Here is a 16,870-nt window from a genome sequence, read left to right as displayed (position 1 = left end):
TTGTTCTAAACGAGCCGCTTGTGCTTTTAGTGATATCATCCAGCTCCGGTGACTAGACCAGTCGGTCATTTCGCGCCTTCCTGTGAGGCAAAGAACGCCTCTTCGTCAGGAGCTCCAATGCCCTCCTGTTCTGAGCAAGTCACCTCCGCTTTTAATTAATATCCAGCTCCGGTGACTAGACCAGTCGGTTGTTTCACTCCTGTTCTGAACGAGCCACTTCCGCTTTTATTTATTAAACGGCTTTTTGTTTTTCTTCTACATCCTGCCCATCCCAGCACTCTGTATTCTTTAAGCCAGGGATAGAGTTTGCAACGAAGACAGGATCTTTTCCTTGTTTCTTTTGCTTCAAATAGTCTACTAATGCAGCGTAAGCAAATTTGCTAAGGAATGAGATGGCAATTAAGTTTGTGAATACCATTAGTCCCATGAATAAATCAGCTAAACTCCAAACTGTTTTAAGAGCAGCGATTGATCCGAAGAATACCATTCCGACAACTGCAACGCGATAAATCATTAGCCATGTTTTGCTTTCTTTAATGAATGCGATATTTGTTTCACCATAATAGTAGTTTCCTAGAAGTGAACTGAAAGCGAATAGGAAAATAATAATCGCTAAGAAAGTGCTTGCCCACGGTCCAATTTGTGAACTTAATGCGTTTTGTGTTAATTCGATACCTTCTAAATTTGATCCTTTGTAAAGCCCAGAACATAATACGATAAATGCTGTTGATGTACATACTAAGAATGTATCTACGAAAACGCCTAACGCTTGAACAAGCCCTTGTTTTACAGGGTGAGATACATCAGATGTTGCGGCTGCATTAGGAGAGCTACCCATTCCTGCTTCCGTAGCGAATAAACCGCGCTGAATTCCGAACTTGATTGCTGCTCCAATACCACCAGCGATAGCTTGGTCTAAACCGAATGCACCGTTAAAGATTTCCATGAAAATGCTTGGTAACATACTGAAGTTGTTAATAACGACAAAAATAGCCACGCCGATATAAACGATTGCCATTGGCGGAACAATCATTTCTGTAATACGTGAAATGCTCTTAATGCCACCAAAAATAATAACTGCAACTAATAAAGCTAATAGAGCTCCTACGATTGTTCGCTCTAGTCCAAAAGCATTTTCAAACGCTATTGTTACTGTATTTGCTTGCACTGAATTGAAAATTAATCCGTACGCAACTGTAATAAGAAGTGAAAACCAGACGCCCATCCAGCGTTTGTTTAACCCTTTTTCCATGTAATATGCTGGTCCACCACGGAACCTACTTCCATCTTTTACTTTATAAATTTGCGCAAGTGTACATTCTACAAAACTAGTAGCTGCTCCGATAATGGCGATAAACCACATCCAAAATATTGCGCCAGGTCCACCCATTGAAATTGCTAATGCTACACCGGCTAAGTTCCCGATACCGATACGTGCTGCTGCACTTAAGCAAAATGCTTGGAATGGGGAGATGCTATCTTTCTTTTTTTCTTTTCGATTAAACCCTTTACTAATTAAGCTGACCATCTCACTGAAATGAGTAATTTGGACAAATTTTAATTTAAAAGAGAAGTAAAGACCGAAGCCGATTAGCATTGCAATAAGAATATATGACCATAAAATATTATTCGTTACCTCAAGGAATCTGCTAAAGATATCAACCATATAATACACTTCCTTTTTTTCGTAATAAGAAAATTATATGCAAAAAATATACGAGAATCAATTTTTCCGAAAAATTATGTTACTTAAATCATTTTTGTGTTATGATTATGTTACATCGTAATATTTTTAGAATTATTTACATTTTAAAAAACTAAATTTAAAGCGAGAAGGTGGGGATAATTTGAAAGAAAATTCTTTATGGAAAGTAAGCCTTGAGAGTTTGAAAATGAGAAGTAATATATTTTTTATCATTACATCTTTAAGTATCTTTTTAGGGTTCACTTATTATTACAATAAAAGATTTCCAAATCACAAATATCCTGAGTGGTTAGAATTTCTAAAGCTGATTGGATGAATAAAAGACAGAAAAACAGAAAATTAAAATAAACAAGTTATGGAGGAGCTAAAAATGAATATTAGAGAAAGTGAACTTCCAGGTATTGGTTATAAGTTTCAAATCGTTACGAAAGGTAACGAAAAGATGGTAATTGTCATTCATGATGATGGTCGTAGAGAAATGTATCATTTTGATTCAGATCATGAAGAAAGCATCTCAAGTATTTCACTACGTGACTCAGAGGCGAGACAAATCGCTGCAATATTAGGTGGAATGGTATATAAGCCTAGGGCGTTAGAAAATGTTGAGATGGTTTTTGAAGGTTTAGCGATTGAGTGGTTCAAAGTGGAGAATACAGCTCCAGCAATCGGAAAAACAATTGGCGATCTTGAAATAAGAAAAACATATAGCGTAACCATAATCGCAGTTATGAAGAAGAACATGAAGAAGCTATTTAATCCAGGACCAGAAACAGTAATTGAAGAAGGAGATATGCTTGTAGTTTCAGGTGAGAGAGAAGAAATAAAAAAAATCATTAATGAATTACTTTCAAATATGGGGGACTGATTAGATGGATACGTTAATTTTTGAAGTTGGTACAGCTTTAGTTTTAGTGGCAATTGCAGCAGTAATTGCTGGAAAATTTAAATTCTCAGTAATTCCTTTTCTAATCGTTCTTGGAATGTTAGTAGGACCGCATGCACCGACAATAGGTGTTATCGATCTCAAATTTATTGAAAGTGCAAGTGTAATTTCCTTCCTTGGACGGATTGGGGTTCTATTCCTTCTATTCTATCTAGGATTAGAATTTTCAATGAAAAAACTAATTAAATCTGGACGCTCTATTGCGATTGGCGGAACGATTTATATTTTAATTAACTTTTCACTTGGTTTGTTATACGGATTTATAATGGGATTCCCATTACTAGAAATCTTAATTATTGCGGGTATTATTACGATTTCTTCTAGCGCTATCGTTGCTAAAGTGTTAGTGGACTTAAGAAGAACTGGTAATAATGAAACCGAATTAATTTTAGGAATTATTATGTTTGAAGATATATTCCTTGCTGTATATTTATCAGTTGTTTCTGGTTTAGTACTTGGAGATCACGCTTCCTTCTTAGGTGCCCTTACTTCAATTGGAATTGCTTTAGGATATATGCTTCTATTCTTTATAGTAGCTAGAAAGGCTACGCCGTTATTAAATAAATTGCTCAATATTAGCTCAGATGAAATCTTTATTATTGTAGTATTTGCTTCGTTATTCTTCATTGCTGGTTTTTCAGAAACAATTCACGTTGCAGAAGCAATTGGAGCACTTCTTCTAGGATTAGTTTTCTCTGAGACAGAGCATAGTGACCGAATTGAACATCTTGTTGTTCCATTTAGAGACTTTTTCGGAGCTATTTTCTTCTTCAGCTTCGGGTTAAGTATTGATCCGTTCTCATTAGGCGGAGCGATATGGTTAACGTTAGGTGCTGTCCTTCTTACGATAATCGGTAACTTTGTAGCAGGAATGATTGCAGGAAGACAAGCTGGATTATCTCATAAAGCATCAACAAATATCGGATTAACAATCGTTTCAAGAGGAGAGTTCTCCATCATTATGGCTAATATCGGTATCGCCGGTGGCTTAATGTCAGTACTGAAACCATTCTCAGCACTATACGTGCTTATACTATCCATTTTAGGCCCACTTCTGACAAAAGAGTCGAAGAATGTATATAAATTCTTAAATAAAATCTTTAAGTGGGATACGAAGACTAACTAAATTGAAAAAAATAAAAGTACAAGATATTTCCTGCTTGTACTTTTATTTTTGTAATGAAAACAGTAAAGAGAGGTAAATGATGTTAGGAGAGTTGATTCATTCGGTTTTAGTTTTTTTAGAAGGACTTGGTTATTGGGGAATTATGCTTGGATTAATGCTAGAGGTTATTCCAAGTGAAATCGTATTGTCTTATGCAGGTTATTTAGTATCAACAGGAAGCATTACATTTTGGGGCGCTGTCGCGTTCGGTACAATTGGTGGTGTAATTGCACAACTATTCATTTATTGGATTGGTCGATATGGAGGAAGACCTGTTCTTGAGCGATATGGAAAATATATTTTAATTCAGAAGAAACATATTGATTATGCTGAAGATTGGTTTAATCGTTATGGAACTGGCGTTATCTTTACCGCACGTTTTATTCCGGTTGTGCGTCATGCTATTTCGATACCAGCGGGTATTGCGAAAATGTCACATGCTAAGTTTATTACGCTAACTACATTAGCTGTTATTCCGTGGTCAATTGTGTTTGTATATTTAGGTTTTAAATTAGGAACAGAGTGGGAAAGTATTAATAAAGTTGCGGGGCCATATGTGAAATACTTTGCACTTGCTGCTATTGTTTGTGCACTTGGTTATTTTGTATTAAAAAAAATGATGAAAAAAAAGTGATTACAGAAAAGGAATCTATGTCGACGTAGATTCCTTTTTTATTGGCATTTTTTCAAGGATGAAAGAATACGTTTAATATTTACCATATTGTGGCATACATATAGAAAAAGGGTGCTTGGAAAGGGGAATAAAGAGAAATGGAACTCCAGTTTCAAAATGTATATCAACAGGTAGAGAATTGGTATGTGTTGGATTCGGAGCTTCCTTGGGATGTCAAAAAGTTGAGAGAGGATTTGTTTTCTCTTATTGAAGTATGTAAAACGCCCGTTATTTTTTGTGATACGTGTGATGCAAATGATGTGCTTCTATCATTAGGGGAAGAGGAAGAAGAGTTCCTATTCCCGGTAGGTGGTTTTTATCATAAAGAAAAGCAATTAATTTTCGTTTGTATGTGGGAAGAGTATGAGCAAGTTCTCAAAACGCTACTGCATGAATTCCGCCATGCGATGCAGCATAAGAGAGATATATTGTATGTGGGAAGTGAACGGTACGAAGAGCGGTGGATTGAAAAAGATGCGAGGAAGTTCGCGGAGAGGAAATTAGATGAATATAAGAGTAGAAAGTTAATGTAAAGCATAGTGGAGAAATAGCGCTGTGCTTTTTATGCTTATTAAAAATAAGTATTTGACTTTTATTAAGTTTAGTTCTAAACTAATGATATGAAACGAGCGAGGTGATGAAATGAAAACAGAAGATAGACTAGGGCTACTATTATGGTTTCGTTTGTCACGCTTTTATAATAAGAGTATTCGTGAGACGAATCAGCATTTGAAAAAATGGAATATATCTGCCGCCCAGTTTGATGTGTTAGCTCAAGTTGGAGGACATAATCGTTTAACGCAGCAAGAACTTGGGAATAAGCTATTTGTTACGAAAGGAAATGTGACGCAGCTTTTAAATAAAATGGAGCAGCTTGAGTGGATTCATCGTGAGCAAGAGGGTACTACGAAATATATTTCGTTAACAGAAAAGGGCAGAGCTTTATATGAGGAAATTGTTCCACCTCAAGAAACGTTCCAAGCAGAGAAGTTTCATAATTTAAATATAGAAGAACAAAATCAATTATTAACACTACTAAAAAAGTTACAGTAAGAAAAAATTTTAAAATAAATCTCGAATTCGAGATAGTATGAGGTGAAGGATATGTTTAGGAAAGTTGATCATAAAAATATGGGCAGAGCAAATCATGGTTGGTTAAATACACATTTTCATTTTTCTTTTGCCAATTACTACAATCCAAATAACATGAACTTCGGAGCGTTACGTGTTATTAATGATGATCTAGTAGCGGCGCAAACTGGTTTTGATATGCATCCGCACCGTGATATGGAGATTATTTCTTACGTTGTGGATGGTGCTTTAACACATGAAGACAGCATGGGAAATCGCGGAACGATTGAGCGTGGACATGTTCAATATATGAGTGCTGGCACGGGTGTATTTCATAGCGAGCATAATTTAGGCGATGAAACGCTGCGTTTATTACAAATTTGGATTTTACCAGACCGCGCAGATCATAAACCAAACTATGGTGAGTTTAAATTTGATTGGAGCAAGCGTAAAAATGAATGGTTCCATATGGTATCTTCAGTAGAAGGAAATGCACCAATTCAAATTCACCAAGATGCGAATTTATATTCTTTATCATTAGAGGCTGGAAAAGAAATTCATTTTCCAGTGAAAGAAGGCCGTCAATTGTACCTTGTACAAATTGAAGGAAGCAGTGTAATAAATGGTGAAACGTTTGTTATGCGGGATGCAGCAGAAGCGGTAGAAGAAGATATTCACATTCAAGCGAAAGAGCAATCACACTATTTAGCAATTGAATTGAAAAAACAATAAAAGGTTTATAGAAAAGAGGACATCCGATAGATGTCTTCTTTTTTTGATTGGAATTGTCTGAAAAATGTTTCTCAAATTTTTGGTAGAGGTATCGGCTGGGAAAATAAGAATTGTATAAAAGTGTCAAAAATCTTTATGGGAATGGGGAATGTTATAGTGAAAAAGCAAGTCATTTCATCAGCATTAGCGTTAACTGTTATCGCCGGGGGATTTGGAGCGTTTGGGGCAACGACAACGAAAGCGGAAGAACAAAAAATTCAATATCATCAAGAATTTAAAACACCTGCATACATAGGTGAAGAATGGAAAGCACCGGAAGGACTAGATAAAAAAGAGACAGTCTTTCAATACTTAGAGAGTAAGAAAGATATGTTTAAATTAGCAGGAAATATTGAAAAGCATTTTAATATCGTTGGGGAAGAAAAAGACGCTGAATCTGATACGACACATGTGAAGCTAGTTGAGAAACATAATAACATTCCTGTGTACGGTTCTGATCAAACTGTTACACTTGATAAAGAGAATAATGTAAAAGCATTCTTCGGACAAGTTATTCCGAATTTAGATGATAAAAATATTCCTGCAGCTGCAAGCATTACTGCGGAACAAGCAGAAACAATTGCAAAGGCAGATATTGAGAAAGAAATTGGTAAAGTAAAGAGTTATGACGGTGTGAAAAAAGATTTATTTGTATATGAAAAGGACGGTAATTACTACCTTGCATACTTAGTTAAGGCATCGATTTCAAAACCAGCTCCAGGATATTGGCATTATTTTGTTGATGCAACGAATGGAAATGTTATTGAGAAATATAACGCTGTAGATAACATTACTGGATTTGGTTACGGAGTATTAGGTGCTAGACAATCATTTGAAATTGCTCAAGATACGAAAACAGGACAATTCAACTTGTTTGATGGTAAACGAGGACAAGGTGTTCATACATTTGATGCAGAAAATATGGACGAGAACTGGTTTAATTTATTCTCACAATGGCTTGGATATACAGGAGAAGAAGTTGAAAGTAAATCTAAGTTCTTCGAAGATAAAGCTGCAGTTGATGCGCATGTAAATGCAGGAAAAGTATATGATTACTACAAAAAGACATTTAATCGTAACTCTTTCGATGATAAAGGTGCGAAGCTTATTTCAACTGTTCACGTAGGGGAGAGCTGGAATAACGCAGCTTGGAATGGTGTGCAAATGATGTACGGTGATGGCGATGGAAAAACGTTCATTCCATTATCTGCTGGACTTGATGTTATCGGTCATGAATTAACGCATGCTGTAACTGAACATACAGCAAACCTTGTTTACAAAAATGAGTCAGGGGCGTTAAATGAATCGTTATCTGATATTATGGGTGTTATGGTTGAGAAGAAGAGCTGGGATTTAGGTGCTGATATTTATACACCTGATAAACCTGGTGATGCACTTCGCTCTCTTAAAGATCCAGCGTCTATTCCAAATCCATTAAAACCAAGTGAAGGTTACCCAGATCACTATAGTAAACGTTATACTGGAACAGCTGATAATGGTGGTGTTCATATTAACAGCAGTATTAACAATAAAGCTGCATATTTAGTATCTGAAGGCGGAGATCATTACGGCGTGAAAGTAACTGGAGTGGGCCGTGAAGCGACAGAAAAAATTTACTACCGTGCTCTTACGAAATATTTAACTGCAAACTCTGACTTCAAAATGATGCGTCAAGCTGCTCTTCAGTCAGCTGAAGATTTATATGGTAAAAACTCTAAAGCTGTACAAGCTGTAACGAAAGCTTATGATGCAGTAGGTGTAAAATAATAAGAGAAAAGACCTGACATCCTAGTCAGGTCTTTTCTTTATCCCGCTATCCGCAAATGATGAAATTTCCACTTTATTTAGTCGCGAATACCTAATGCGATTTTCGCCATACGTGACATACGTTCTTTCGACCACGGTGGATTCCAAACGACATTTACTTCTATTTCATTAACTTCAGGTACGTTTGTTGATAATACTTTTTTAACGTCTGATACGATTTGCCCAGCCATTGGACAACCGATAGAAGTCATAGTCATCGTAATGACAGCATTATTATTTTCATCTGCTGTAACATCATAAACTAATCCAAGATTAACGATATCAACACCTAGTTCAGGGTCAATAACAGCCTCTAAATTGGCAAGTAATTTATTTTCAAATGCTTCTTGTGACATAAGCAGCCCCTCCTACACTTTAATGATATCGATTCTCATTATAACGGAAATGAGCATAATGTGCAGGAAATGAGCTCAAAAAAATATCTCTCTTTCAAAGAAGGGATATTTTTTGAACATCTATTCTGTTTTAAAATGAGATACGAGTTGATCTAACTCTTCAACTGTTTGTTTCATTTTTCCAGCAGTTACTGCCATTTCATTCATAACAATAACTTTCTGTTCAGCAGATTGTGCCGTTGCGGCAGTTTCGCTCGATACTTCAGTAGAGATAGAAGCGATGTTATTAAGTGAAGCGTTCATTTCTTCAGCACTTGCAGCCATTTCTTCAGCAGTTGCTGATATATCTTGCATTTGAGTAGATACTTTATTTACTTGTTCTACAATTGTTGTGAAAGAAGTACCAGCTTCACGAATAACATTGATACCTTCAAATGCTTCAGAACGGCCTTGAGACATCATAGAGCTAGCAGTTTCTGTATCATTTTGAATTTGATGTAGTAATTGATTAATGTCTGTTGCAGCTGTTTTAGATTGTTCAGCAAGCTTTCGAACTTCGTCAGCTACGACAGCAAATCCTTTTCCTTGCTCACCAGCACGAGCTGCCTCAATAGAAGCATTTAAAGCAAGTAAGTTTGTTTGCTCAGCAATATTAGAAATAGATTGTACAGCAGTATCAATATATTTCGTATGAGTGATTAGACGTTCAACCACTTCTGACGTAGCATTTACAGCTTCGTGTATTGTTGTCATTTGTGAAACAGATTTTTGGATAACGGTACTTCCATCGCTAGCATGTTCAGATGTGGCAACAGCAAGTTCCGCTACAGATGAAGCAGATTCAGCAATGCGCTGAACACTTACTGCCATATCATCCATTGCAGTTGAACTTTCTTCCATACTAGAAGTTTGTGATTGAATACTTGCATTTAAGTTGGACATCGAGCTTTGGACTCTTAATGTCGCCTCACGTGATGTATTCGTTTTTTCTAGCATATTTTCAGAAGCGGTTTGTACTTCCACTGATGTTTTTTGAACACGATTAATAATATGTTGTAGGTTTTCTAACATTTTATTAAATGATGTTGCGATAGCACCTATTTCATCGTTGCTATTTACTTGTAGACGTGCCGTTAAGTCACCTTCTTGAGAGGCTAATTCTTTTAGTTTTGTATCAATTTGTTGAATTGGTTTCACAAGTTTACCAGAGAACCACCATGCAAGAATAATTGCAACGACAATACAAATAACAAGTGATAGAAAGACTGCATATTCAATTCCTAGTGAAGATTGATCAATTTGTTCAATAGATTGTTCACGTAATTTAGCTTGTTCATTACTGTAATTTGTGAAGTCACCAATTACTTTATAGACCGTTCCGTTTTCTGAAGAAGCTACTTGTAAAGCTTCTTCCCATTTTTGTTCTTTTGCAAGAGTGAATACTTTTTCTTCAACGAACTTTCTCCAAGTAGACCCTAATTCCATTGTGCTTTTTACGGACGAAGAAAGATTTGGATTAGAAAGAAGTTTATCTTTTGAATCCTCAAGACGTTTACTCATCTCATTAAACTTGTCTAATTCGACTTGATCATGTTGTAGTAAATAACCTCTTAAAGCAGATAGCTGTACTTGATAAGCATCTCCACGCTCTTTCAATTCTGTTGCCAGTGGAGAAATTTCTTTTTGTAATGTTTCAGCTTTACGAGATTGGTCAATAGCAAAAAATAAAATAAATGCTAAGGCGATACCAAATAAAGCGCAAATCGTTCCCATCATGAACATAAGTTTTTTTCTGATACTTACAAAATTCATATGATTAAAAGCCTCCTTTGTGAAATCTTAGTATTAGAATTAATAAATGTAAAAAATTGAAAGAAAGCTTTACTCCAGTTGGAATAAAGCTTTCTTATTTCCTTTAGGAATTATAGCAGACGGAATGAGAGATAGAAAGAGATATTTTAAAGTGAAAAAAGAGAGCCTGTAAAACTTTCATTCCTATACCTTTGAGCTCGTGTCATTTTCACTTTAAGCGTTTGTTTTGAAATGAGAGACGAGAACTTCAAGTTCTTGTACGATTGTTTTCATTTCAGATGATTTTTTAGCCACGATACTCATTTTGTTTACTTGATCACCAGCCGAATGCGCTGTTTGTGATGTTTCTGCAGCAACTTCGTTTGAAATAGAAGCGATATTATTTAAAGCTGCGTTCATTTCTTCAGAGCTTGCAGCCATCTCTTCAGCAGTTGCAGACATTTCTTGCATTTGTGTAGAGACTTTGTTAATGTGGTTAACAATTTCTGAGAATGAAGATCCGGCGGTACGAATAACCGTAATTCCTTCAGAAGCTTCTGTTTGACCTTGTGTCATCATGTCATTTGCTATTTTTGTATCAGCTTGAATTTGATGAAGTAAATGGTTAATGTCAGTTGCGGCTAGTTGAGATTGTTCAGCAAGTTTTCGAACTTCATCGGCAACAACAGCGAATCCCTTTCCATGTTCACCAGCACGAGCTGCTTCAATAGAAGCATTTAAAGCGAGTAAATTTGTTTGGTCGGCGATATTCGAAATAGATTGAAGTGCAGTATCTATATGATTTGTATGTGTAATGAGTCGCTCAACTACTTGTGATGTAGCGTTAACAGCTTCGTTAATTGTATGCATTTGTGTAATAGATTTCTCAATGACTTTATTCCCATCATCTGCTTTTTCTGAAGTTGTGACAGCTAAACTAGTAACAGAAGAGGCGGACTCAGCGATACGCTGAACACTCGTTGCCATGTCATCCATTGCGGTTGAACTTTCTTCAATGCTAGAAACTTGTGAACGAATATTGTGTTCAAGAGCATTCATAGTTTCTTGGGTTCTTGCGGTATTTTCCATAGAAGCGGTTGTTTCGATAAATACATTTTCGGAAGCTTCTTTTACACTTGTTGATGTTTGTTGAACTTGTTTTATTATATGCTGTAAGTTAGTGAGCATTTGATTAAAGGAATTTGCAATATCACCAATTTCATCTTTACTTGTTACGTGTAATCTAGCCGTTAAATCTCCATCTTGAGAAGCTAATTCTTTTAACTTCTCATCAATTTGTCGAATTGGTTTAACGAGTTTACCAGAGAACCACCATGCTAATAAGATAGACGTTAATGTACATGTAATGAGTGAGAAGAAAATAATATATTGAATAAGTGATGAAGAAGACTCGACATCAGCAATTAATGCGTCACGTTTCTCATTTTCTTCATTTGTATATTTATTAAAACGACCTAAAAGATCATTTACATAATCTGTTTGTGCTAAAGCAATTCTAGATGCTTCGTCCCATTTTCCTTCACGCGCAAGAGGGAGTACCTCATTATCTATGACGCTACGCCATTTTCCTCCCATTAAAATGGCTTCTTTCATTCCTTCTGGGAGCTTTTTGTCACTTGTTACTTTCTCTCTAGTATCAGCTAATTTTTTCCCTTCTCGGTTGAACTTATCTAATCCTTTTTGATCATGTGATAGCAAATATTCTTGTAAACCAGCAACTTGTCCTTGGAACCAATCGCCACGTTCTTTTAAAATCGTCGCTCTTTTCGATACATCATTTTTTAACGTTTCGATTTCACTTGCTTGATTCATGGCGAATGAAAGAATAACAATAAGAGCAATGCTAAATAAAGAAGAAATGCTTAAGAGTGTGAACAGTAGTTTTTTTCGAATACTAACATATTTCATCGTTACCCCTACCCTCATTTAAACTGTTTATTATGATTTATAGATATTTAGAACGAAATTAATAAAAACATTATTATGAAGTTATTAATCTGTTCAATAAAAATTATAGCAGATAATGGAAGGAGTCAGATTGGTATTAGAAAAAGTTCTTAAAATGTATACATTTGCATATCATAAAATTCATAAATAAATATTAGAAATGCTATTGAAATTTGAAATGACATCATGTATACTTCTAATTAGTTGATAACGATTATCAGTATCAACTAAAAACATTACTCTTCGTTATGTTGGTCATACCCCTTTTTGACGACGTAAGTCAGAGACGAAATGTTGAAATATCTTGTGTCCTATTCTACAGAATTATGGTAATCTCCAACCTCAACTTATATGCGTGAGCATGCAAAAAGGATCCTATCCGTGAAGGGATCCTTTTTTGCATGCTGTCGCAATTATTGTATATAGACCAGGGATACGTTCTTCGATTCCTTCTGGTGCAGTAGAAGGGAAGACCCATCTTTGATGAGATCCATGTTCTTCAGCTAGTTTTTCAATTTTAAAACGTTCTTCCGCAAGTGTTGTAATGATTTCTCCTAGCGTCCAGCGACGGATGGTTGTTTTAGGTAGCGATTCTTTCTGTGCTTCTGTAAGAAGGATGCTATAAGCAACATCATCTTCAATTAATTCTTCATCGAAATAATTTCCATTGGCCTGAAATGATGGGTGGTCGACTCCTAATAATTTCGTGTAAACAGGATGATAGTCACGAAGGATAAGCATTCCATCTCGCTTAAGTAAAGTAGCAATTTTTTGAAAGAGTGGTTTTAAATCTAGAAAGTAATGGAGTACACCAAGTTCCAGCAATACGATATCAAATGATTCGGAGAGCTGCACATTTAATACATCAGAAACGACATACTGGATAGAGACACCTGCTGCGTCCGCAAGTTCATTTGCATATTTTGCATTACTTGCTGAAATATCAACAACTGTTACGTCAGAGCCTAAAAGGGCAAGTGCGACAGCTTTATTTCCTTTTGAGCCGAGTAAGTTAATAATACGTTTTCCTTTTGGAGATTGTATGTAAGGTAAATAATGTGCTACTTCGCGTGTGGGATCTTCCATGATTTTTTTCGCATAATCAGCTGGTGCCCCATGGCGATTCGTCCAAGCTTCATAAGCAGCTGTATTCCAGCTTTTTTCATTTATAATGCTTAGTTGTTTTTGGTTCAATGTTATCACTCCTTTTGTGAACGTATAGGTATTCGGCGGGAGGATGGGATTTCCTTTTCGTTCTGGATAAAAGTTTGATTTTTCTGTGATTAAGTCGTAAAATACTTGTTATACGTAAAAGCGTTGAAAAGGAAAAGTAGGATGAACACATTCTTTCCAGAGAGCTTCGGTAGCTGAGAAGAAGCAAGAATATTCATTTGAACAATGGCCTTTGAGCTTCGTCCTGAACTTATCAAATGATAATAGTAGGCGGCGACGAGAGTTGGTACTCGTTATCAAAACCACAGTATAAGAGCATAGAGCTCCGTACTTGTTAAGGCTAATTATGTGAGTGATTGGCGAAATAAGGTGGTACCGCGACTGTTTATACAGCCCCGCCCTTATCTTTTTTAAGATAGGGGTGGGGCTTTTTATATTTTAAAGGAGGAATGTAAGATGAGTATTTTTATTGGGGGCGCTTGGCCGTATGCGAATGGTTCGTTACATCTTGGCCATATTGCGAGTTTATTACCTGGAGATATTTTAGCACGTTATTACCGGTCCAAAGGTGAGAATGTGTTGTATGTTTCGGGAAGTGATTGTAATGGAACACCGATTGCAATTAGAGCAAAACAAGAAGGTGTGACAGCAAAAGAAATTGCTAATAAGTATCATGAAGAATTTCAGCGATGTTTTCGTGATCTCGGTTTTACGTATGATTGCTATACACGTACCGATAGCGAGCATCATCATGAAACTGTTCAAAAAGTTTTTTTACGTTTATTAGAAGAAGGCTATATTTATAAAAAAACAGTGGAACAAGCGTATTGTGAAACGTGTACGCAGTTTTTACCGGATCGTTATGTTGAAGGAATATGTCCATATTGCCATGAAGCAGCAAGAGGAGATCAATGCGATGCTTGTTCTGCTATTTTAGATCCTCTTGATTTGTTAGAAAAGAAATGTAAGTTATGTGGTAGTACGCCATCTGTAGAGGAAACAGAGCATTTCTATTTTGCATTGCATACATTTCAGGAGCAAATTAAAAAAGTTGTAGAAATCGCAAAAGAAAAAGGAACATGGCGTGATAATGCAATTCAATTAACGGAAAGATACGTAAAGGAAGGGTTACAAGATAGGGCTGTATCAAGAGATTTACCAATCGGGGTATCAATTCCAGTGAAAGGGTATGAAGATAAAAAAATTTACGTATGGATTGAAGCAGTGGCAGGATATTATTCAGCGAGTAAACATTGGGCTGAAGAAACAGGAAAAGATGATCAAGAGTTTTGGAATAGCGATGCGCAAACATATTATGTACACGGCAAGGATAATATTCCATTTCACTCCGTCATTTGGCCAGCGGTATTACTTGGAATAGGGGAAGAAGCAATCCCGCGTCATATCGTTTCGAATGAATATTTAACAGTTGAAAAAAGAAAATTATCTACAAGTAAAAACTGGGCAGTATGGGTACCTGACATATTAGAACGCTATGATCCAGATTCTATTCGTTACTTTTTAACCGTCAACGCACCAGAAAATCGCGATACTGATTTTTCATGGCGGGAATTTATTTACAGTCATAATAGTGAATTGTTAGGTGCATACGGGAACTTTGTGAACCGGACATTAAAGTTTATTGAAAAATATTATGGTGGTATCGTGCCGAAGGGAAGTATTGAGGTAGAGCTGAAAGATAAAGTAGAAGGATTATATAAACATGTAGGAGAGGCGATTGAGCAAACTAAATTTAAGGTGGCGTTAGAAACAATATTTGATGCAGTACGTTTTGCAAATAAATATTTTGATGAAAAGCAGCCTTGGAAACAAAGAGAAGATGATCCAGTTTCGTGTGAAGAAACGATTTATAACTGTGTGTATCTTATCGCTAATTTTGCAAATCTCCTTGAACCGTTTTTACCATTTTCAAGTGAAAGAGTTAGAAGCACATTGTCGATTATTAAACGAAATTGGGAACCGCAAAATACGTTGCCAAGTAGAATTGATAGCGTGCAGCCACTATTTGAGCGAATCGATGTAAAACAAATTGAGCATGAGGTAGGGAAGCTATATGGAGCGGTAAAGTGAAATATAGAAAAAGACCTTTCAAGTAAATGAAAGGTCTTTTGTTATGCAGTATGATTCTCTTTCTTATCTTTCAAAAAGAAAAGTACGGCAAGGATTACAAGAATAATAGCTGCGATATCATACGTTATTTTAAATGTAGTATTAAAGTTTAAGTATTCTACGAAAGGAGTTTTCACTGCTCCTGCATATATACAAACGGGAATGAGAAGTAAATCGTAAAATTTCTTTTCTTTCATATATCTTATTAGGAAGAAGATACACATAATAGCAAAAAATACGATGCTTAAAATAGTCATTTATACCTCCAGATAAATTTACTTATTTTAATTGCAGTTATATCTTTTATATAAATTCTGTATTTTTTCAAGCGCTATGCACGCGATTGTGTTTCCTTTCTTTCCTAGCTGTAAGCAGCTGAGGAGTGAAAATCCCAACCAATATAAAAATAATACCAATCCACTGCATGAACGTTACGACTTCATGTACAAGTGTAATAGAAGCAATAATAGCAGTTGGTAATTCAGCTGCACCTAATATCGTACCAAGCCCTGTTCCAACCTTTGGTACACCGATTGAAAAACAAATGACAGGTACAACAACGCCGAATAATCCGAGGAAGAAAGCATATTTCCATAGACCGGCTTGCAAAGCACCGTCTGTTAAAAAGGTTGGCGGAAAGAATAGGCATACGATAAGAGTAGCGCTTGTTGTCATAAGGAAGCTTTTCGTATAAGGCGGAACATCCGTAGCGACGCGCCCGCTTGCAAAAACATAGAATGAAAAAGAGACAGCAGCTAATAGTCCAAAGATAATCCCTTTCGTAGAAAAACTTTGTCCGAGGCCTTCAAATACACCACCTGCAAACAATGTACCAGCAAATAAAATAAGGATAGATATAATCTTATCGCGGCTTGGAAATGTTCGATTTGCAATTGCTTCGATAATGACACCAATCCAAGTGAACTGAAAGAGTAGGACGACAGCGATAGATGCGGGTAGTTCTGCTACAGAAATAGCGTAAAAAATCCCGGTCATACTCATTGTTGTTCCGACGGTTAGTAAGGAAAAGAATTGTTTTTTTGTTACTTTATGACGTGAAAAGAAAAGAACGAGTAGAAATAGTCCAATCCATCCGAAGACATATTGTCCCCCTAAGAGTTGATGTGCTGAAAATCCATTTATGAATCCGAGTTTGAAAATAGTTGAAAGTATGCCATAGCTGCAAGCACCGAATAAAACGAGCAATGAATATTTAAACTTCTCCATAAAAAATCCTCCTTTTAAGTAATAAAAAACGCCCGCTATCCAAATAAGGATAACGGGCGAACGAAACAGAGTAAGACACTCTACAAAATTC

The 16,870-nt window shown here is 36.1% G+C and carries 15 protein-coding genes and 1 other annotated feature; of the genes, 8 read left to right on the top strand and 7 right to left on the bottom strand.

The features are described from left to right. Window positions 1-232: 232 nt before the first annotated feature. Window positions 233-1,666: a sodium:alanine symporter family protein gene (locus V6946_RS26985; RefSeq protein ID WP_000227591.1), complete on the bottom strand. Its 1,434-nt coding sequence runs from the start codon at window positions 1,664-1,666 to the stop codon at window positions 233-235. Between the two features lie 409 nt (window positions 1,667-2,075). Here V6946_RS26985 and V6946_RS26980 point away from each other — a divergent pair, with 409 nt between their 5' ends. The 7 genes from V6946_RS26980 to nprB all read left to right on the top strand — a co-directional run bounded on the left by V6946_RS26980 (window position 2,076) and on the right by nprB (window position 8,095). Further along, on the top strand, window positions 2,076-2,570 hold the full coding sequence (locus V6946_RS26980) for a cation:proton antiporter regulatory subunit (RefSeq protein WP_006918781.1): 495 nt from the start codon (window positions 2,076-2,078) through the stop codon (window positions 2,568-2,570). Window positions 2,571-2,574: 4 nt separating this feature from the next. Continuing rightward, window positions 2,575-3,774, top strand: coding sequence for a cation:proton antiporter (locus V6946_RS26975; protein WP_000380223.1), 1,200 nt, complete (start codon window positions 2,575-2,577; stop codon window positions 3,772-3,774). Between the two features lie 79 nt (window positions 3,775-3,853). Next, entirely contained in the window at window positions 3,854-4,447 is a 594-nt protein-coding gene (locus V6946_RS26970; protein WP_000900219.1) for a DedA family protein, read from the top strand. Between the two features lie 137 nt (window positions 4,448-4,584). Further along, entirely contained in the window at window positions 4,585-5,019 is a 435-nt protein-coding gene (locus V6946_RS26965; protein WP_000422801.1) for a DUF3920 family protein, read from the top strand. 109 nt (window positions 5,020-5,128) lie between these two features. Next, window positions 5,129-5,539, top strand: coding sequence for a MarR family winged helix-turn-helix transcriptional regulator (locus tag V6946_RS26960; RefSeq protein WP_000845466.1), 411 nt, complete (start codon window positions 5,129-5,131; stop codon window positions 5,537-5,539). Window positions 5,540-5,590: 51 nt separating this feature from the next. After that, window positions 5,591-6,289 (top strand): pirin family protein, encoded by a 699-nt coding sequence (locus V6946_RS26955; protein WP_006918782.1) that lies wholly within the window; start codon window positions 5,591-5,593, stop codon window positions 6,287-6,289. Between the two features lie 156 nt (window positions 6,290-6,445). Next, complete coding sequence (gene nprB / locus V6946_RS26950; protein ID WP_000745123.1) at window positions 6,446-8,095, top strand: neutral protease NprB; 1,650 nt, start codon at window positions 6,446-6,448, stop codon at window positions 8,093-8,095. 77 nt (window positions 8,096-8,172) lie between these two features. Here the strand turns inward: nprB and V6946_RS26945 are convergent, their stop codons facing one another. The 4 genes from V6946_RS26945 to V6946_RS26930 all read right to left on the bottom strand — a co-directional run bounded on the left by V6946_RS26945 (window position 8,173) and on the right by V6946_RS26930 (window position 13,443). Continuing rightward, the gene (locus tag V6946_RS26945) at window positions 8,173-8,490 is read right to left on the bottom strand and encodes a metal-sulfur cluster assembly factor (RefSeq protein ID WP_000076422.1); all 318 of its coding nucleotides are present in this window, start codon (window positions 8,488-8,490) and stop codon (window positions 8,173-8,175) included. 120 nt (window positions 8,491-8,610) lie between these two features. Further along, on the bottom strand, window positions 8,611-10,302 hold the full coding sequence (locus V6946_RS26940) for a methyl-accepting chemotaxis protein (RefSeq protein ID WP_006918787.1): 1,692 nt from the start codon (window positions 10,300-10,302) through the stop codon (window positions 8,611-8,613). A 213-nt stretch (window positions 10,303-10,515) separates the two neighbouring features. Further along, complete coding sequence (locus V6946_RS26935) at window positions 10,516-12,210, bottom strand: methyl-accepting chemotaxis protein (protein WP_006918789.1); 1,695 nt, start codon at window positions 12,208-12,210, stop codon at window positions 10,516-10,518. A 414-nt stretch (window positions 12,211-12,624) separates the two neighbouring features. Further along, complete coding sequence (locus tag V6946_RS26930; RefSeq protein WP_006918790.1) at window positions 12,625-13,443, bottom strand: bifunctional 2-polyprenyl-6-hydroxyphenol methylase/3-demethylubiquinol 3-O-methyltransferase UbiG; 819 nt, start codon at window positions 13,441-13,443, stop codon at window positions 12,625-12,627. 114 nt (window positions 13,444-13,557) lie between these two features. Beyond that, window positions 13,558-13,828 (top strand) — a binding site (T-box leader). Between the two features lie 50 nt (window positions 13,829-13,878). Between V6946_RS26930 and metG the strand changes: the two genes are divergently transcribed. Next, a complete protein-coding gene (gene metG, locus V6946_RS26925) occupies window positions 13,879-15,513 on the top strand; it encodes a methionine--tRNA ligase (protein ID WP_366981473.1) in 1,635 nt (544 codons plus the stop codon). A gap of 41 nt (window positions 15,514-15,554) precedes the next feature. Here the strand turns inward: metG and V6946_RS26920 are convergent, their stop codons facing one another. Together V6946_RS26920 and V6946_RS26915 are read right to left on the bottom strand one after the other, a co-directional pair. Further along, entirely contained in the window at window positions 15,555-15,809 is a 255-nt protein-coding gene (locus V6946_RS26920; RefSeq protein ID WP_000154129.1) for a hypothetical protein, read from the bottom strand. A 67-nt stretch (window positions 15,810-15,876) separates the two neighbouring features. Next, entirely contained in the window at window positions 15,877-16,779 is a 903-nt protein-coding gene (locus tag V6946_RS26915; RefSeq protein WP_006918793.1) for a DMT family transporter, read from the bottom strand. Window positions 16,780-16,870: the final 91 nt, after the last annotated feature.

The sequence above is a fragment of the Bacillus sp. PPSBB_2 genome (genome assembly GCF_045291115.1).
Taxonomy (GTDB): Bacteria; Bacillota; Bacilli; order Bacillales; family Bacillaceae_G; genus Bacillus_A; species Bacillus_A cereus.
This window is presented reverse-complemented; position numbering and strand designations above follow the sequence as displayed.

Coding starts and splice junctions, on each gene's coding strand:
- V6946_RS26955 (WP_006918782.1), top strand. CDS start 5,591: ATGTTTAGGAAAGTTGATCATAAAAATATGGGCAGAGCAAATCATGGT.
- V6946_RS26940 (WP_006918787.1), bottom strand. CDS start 10,302: ATGAATTTTGTAAGTATCAGAAAAAAACTTATGTTCATGATGGGAACG.
- V6946_RS26970 (WP_000900219.1), top strand. CDS start 3,854: ATGTTAGGAGAGTTGATTCATTCGGTTTTAGTTTTTTTAGAAGGACTT.
- V6946_RS26915 (WP_006918793.1), bottom strand. CDS start 16,779: ATGGAGAAGTTTAAATATTCATTGCTCGTTTTATTCGGTGCTTGCAGC.
- V6946_RS26935 (WP_006918789.1), bottom strand. CDS start 12,210: ATGAAATATGTTAGTATTCGAAAAAAACTACTGTTCACACTCTTAAGC.
- V6946_RS26975 (WP_000380223.1), top strand. CDS start 2,575: ATGGATACGTTAATTTTTGAAGTTGGTACAGCTTTAGTTTTAGTGGCA.
- V6946_RS26985 (WP_000227591.1), bottom strand. CDS start 1,666: ATGGTTGATATCTTTAGCAGATTCCTTGAGGTAACGAATAATATTTTA.
- V6946_RS26920 (WP_000154129.1), bottom strand. CDS start 15,809: ATGACTATTTTAAGCATCGTATTTTTTGCTATTATGTGTATCTTCTTC.
- V6946_RS26965 (WP_000422801.1), top strand. CDS start 4,585: ATGGAACTCCAGTTTCAAAATGTATATCAACAGGTAGAGAATTGGTAT.
- V6946_RS26980 (WP_006918781.1), top strand. CDS start 2,076: ATGAATATTAGAGAAAGTGAACTTCCAGGTATTGGTTATAAGTTTCAA.
- metG (WP_366981473.1), top strand. CDS start 13,879: ATGAGTATTTTTATTGGGGGCGCTTGGCCGTATGCGAATGGTTCGTTA.
- V6946_RS26945 (WP_000076422.1), bottom strand. CDS start 8,490: ATGTCACAAGAAGCATTTGAAAATAAATTACTTGCCAATTTAGAGGCT.
- V6946_RS26960 (WP_000845466.1), top strand. CDS start 5,129: ATGAAAACAGAAGATAGACTAGGGCTACTATTATGGTTTCGTTTGTCA.